Genomic DNA, 3,708 nt, shown 5'->3' with positions numbered 1-3,708 from the left:
TCCAGATCCCCACCGACACCCCCATCATCACCACCGACGCACGCAACCGCTCAGAAACCAAATCCACCCTCATCACCCTCGTCGAACACGCCCTGCTCGCCCGACTCAGGTGATCCACAACCGGCACTGACCTGCGGCGATCCGCTCGCCCCGGTAGCCACACCAACGGCACCGGGCCGGCACCCCAGGCGATCGGCCATCGCCTGCATGACGTTCATAACGTTTAGACAGACAATCCGCGCCCGTCGAACACGGGACGCGGCCATACGGTTCCGGAGCGCACAGCAACCTGTTGACGTTTGCCAAACCTGCCGGCATATGCCCCATTTCTGCACCGGAACGCTGTTCCGTTCAGTCGTTTGGTGCGTGCCCTTCCAACGTGCTGCAATGCGACGAACCCTCGAGCGGGGAACGGTCGGGGGTCGCGGTTTGCTATTCCATGGCCCGAGCCGGGCCGGGAGGTTGTTGGTGGAGTGAGGCGTACCAAGCGAGTGCCCGCGCAGGACAGCGCCCCGGCACACAACCCGCCACGGGCATCGGCGCACCGGGGCAACTTCGTCCCGCCCACCAACGCCCCACCGCCCCAGGGGCCCCCGCAGGACGGGGGCGCCGGGGCGTCCGTGGCGACCGGCAGCAGGTTCGCCCTGCGGAACTGGCGGGTGCCCAGCCGACTGCTGGCCATCCTGGCCATTCCCATGGTCGCCGGCCTGGTCTTCGCGGGGCTGCGGATCGCCGACTCCGTGGAGTACGCCCAGCAGGCAGCGGACGCCGAACAGGCCGCGAAGCTGGCCCGCAGCGCCACCGGCGTGGCCAACGCGCTGGAGAACGAACGCGACGTCTCCACGTTGCCGTTGATCCGTGGCGACCGCGACGACCCCCAGGTCAAGCAGGCCCGGGCGGAGACCGACGCGCGCGTGCGGGAGTTCCGGGCGGACGCCCGCGGGGCCCCGGGCAACTCGCGGATCACCAGCCGCACCAGAGCCGCCGAGAACAGCCTGGCGTCGCTGGCCTCGCTGCGCCAGGACGCGTTCACCGACGAGTTGTCGCCCGAGGCGACCATCCAGGCGTACTCGGACATGTTCCGCCCGCTCAACGCGTTCGACAACGAGCTGGGCTTCGGTTCCAGCGACATCAACAGCCGTGGCCGCGCCGTCTACGCACTCTCCCTGGCCAAGGCGTCGTCCTCCACCCAGCGGGCCACGGTGCTCGGCGCGTTCGCCCGCGACGAGCTGGCCGACGCGGACGTCGTCACCATACGGGCGTCCGCACTGCTCGAAGAGGTGGCCAAGGCGGAGTTCCTCTCCGGTGCGCTGCCCGAGGACGTGGAGCTGTTCCAGACCGAGGTCAGTGAGGAGCGCGTGGGCGAGGCCAACGCGTACCAGAGCGAGGTGCTCGGCGTCCCGCCCGGCAGTTCCCTGGCCGAGGCCGGGCTCAGCTCCGCGCGGTGGTACTCCCTGGCCTCCACGGAGTTCGACCAGATGCACCAGGTCGAGGTCCAGATCACCGACCAGATCGTGGCGCAGGCAGGGGACATCAAGACCCAGGCGCAGCGCGACGCGTTGATCAACAGCGTCGCCGCCCTGCTGATGCTCCTGCTCGCGGGGCTGCTCACCTTCTTCGTCGCCCGTTCGATGGTGCGGGGCATGGGGGTCCTGCGCAGTTCTGCCATGGACATCGCCGAGGTGCGGCTGCCCGGTCTGGTGGAGAACCTGTCCAAGACCGACCCGGGGCGGGTGGACACCCGGGTGGAGCCCATCCCGCTGTTCGGTCGGGACGAGATAGGCGAGGTCGCCCGGGCGTTCGACCAGGTACACCGGGAGGCGGTGCGGTTGGCGGCGGAGCAGGCGCTGCTCCGCGGGAACGTCAACGCCATCTTCACCAACCTCTCGCGGCGCAACCAGGGACTGATCCAGCGGCAGTTGACCCTGATCACCGACCTGGAGAACAACGAGGCCGAGCCGGACCAACTGGAGAACCTGTTCAAGCTGGACCACCTGGCCACCCGCATGCGCCGCAACGGCGAGAACCTCCTGGTCCTCGCGGGCGAGGAGCCGGGGCGCCAGTGGACCCGCCCGGTCCCGCTGGTGGACGTGCTGCGCGCCGCCATCTCCGAGGTGGAGCAGTACGAGCGGATCGAACTGACCGGCATCCCGGAAACGGAGATCAACGGTACCGCCGTCAACGACCTGGTGCACCTCCTCGCCGAGCTGCTGGAGAACGCCACCGCGTTCTCCAGTCCGCAGACCAAGGTGCGGGTCAACGGCACCAGGCTGCCCGACGGCCGGGTGATGGTGGAGATCCACGACCAGGGGATCGGGCTCACCCCCGAGGACTTCACGGACATCAACCAGAAGCTGGCCAACCCGCCCACGGTGGACGTGACCGTCGCCCGCAGGATGGGCCTGTTCGTGGTGGGGCGGCTCGCCCAACGGCACGACATCCGGGTGCAATTGCGGCCGTCGGGTGACTCCTCCGGCACCACGTCGCTGGTCATGCTCCCCGAGCCGGTGACCCGTGGTGGCCAGCCGCCCGAACTCCCCGACGGGTTCCCCGTGGTGGCGGGCGAGCCGGGACTACCTCCGGGAGCCGGGGGCGGGGCGGCCCAGGTGCCGTCCGGGCCCGGCGCCGCGCTGGACCCCGCGGCGCGCGGGGTAACGGGCGGGGCGGCCGATCCCGGCCTTGACCCGGTGGGCCGCTCGTTGCAGCGCGAGGAGCGGCGGGCGGCACTGGGAGCGACGGACCAGGACGCGCACCCGCAGGCGCACGCCGAGGGCCCGGCGAACGAGCCGCCGTATCCGGTGGACTCCCCGCACCACCCGGCGTTGCCGTACCGGGAGGGGCTCGGGTACCAGGAGGAACCCTGGTACCCCGGTCATCCGCAGGGACCTGCCGACGGGCCCGGGTACCACGCGGAGCCCGCGTTCCCCCACGGCCAGGAGCACCCCCTGCACCCCACCGCCGACCAGTGGTTCCCCGAGTTGCGGGGGTGGTCGGAGCCGGCCGCGGGCCCGGGGGCGGAACACGAGGGAGCACAGTACCCGGGCCCGCCGGCCCTCCCGTCCGGGCACCCCGGGGACACCTCGTGGGCCGACCCCGGGGACTCCCCGACGACGGGGGAACCGACGCCCTCGTCCACCGGGCACGACAGTTCCCCATACGCACCCCCGTTCGAGGGCGTAAGCTTCACCGACAGCGGCCTTCCCCGTCGGCAGCCGAAGAGACCGCAGGGAGATCCCGGCACCGACGGGAGGTGGAACTGGCAGCGGCAGCCGACCGAGGAGGGACCTGCCGAGGGCGCCCCGCAGACCCCCGACCATCCCCGGGGAGAAGCTCCCGAGGGCGCCGACCAGTGGCAGTCGCCCAACGACGACCACTGGCGCCGGGCCTCCCAGGTCCGCGATCCGCAGGCGAGCGGTTTCACCCCGTCCGGCCTGCCCCGGCGGGTCCCCAGAGCGAACCTGATCCCGGGCAGCGCGCAGCCCACTCCTCAGGACGGCCCCCAGGTCTCCCGCACACCCGACGAGGTGCGCGGAAGGCTCACCAGTCTGCGTCGCGGTATCCAGCAGGGGCGCAGCGAGAGCAGTGACAGCAACCGTGAGGGCTTCGGCCCCAGTCACCAGGAGCGTTAGTTGAGTGCCATGAGCCAGGCGGCGCAGAACCTGAACTGGTTGATCACCAACTTCGTGGACAACACCCCGGGTGTTTCCC

General features: G+C 71.0%; 1 protein-coding gene and 2 pseudogenes. All 3 read left to right on the top strand.

What is annotated here, in order from left to right; all coding sequences use genetic code 11:
* Window positions 1–113 (top strand): annotated as a pseudogene (locus tag A3IG_RS31515) (ATP-binding protein); the annotation flags it as partial.
* A gap of 360 nt (window positions 114–473) precedes the next feature.
* Window positions 474–3,629 (top strand): sensor histidine kinase, encoded by a 3,156-nt coding sequence (locus A3IG_RS35800; protein WP_078500977.1) that lies wholly within the window; start codon window positions 474–476, stop codon window positions 3,627–3,629.
* A pseudogene (locus A3IG_RS31510) lies at window positions 3,630–3,708 on the top strand (roadblock/LC7 domain-containing protein); the annotation flags it as partial.

This window comes from Wenjunlia vitaminophila DSM 41686 (assembly GCF_000380165.1).
GTDB classification, from domain to species: Bacteria; Actinomycetota; Actinomycetes; order Streptomycetales; family Streptomycetaceae; genus Wenjunlia; species Wenjunlia vitaminophila.
This window is presented reverse-complemented; position numbering and strand designations above follow the sequence as displayed.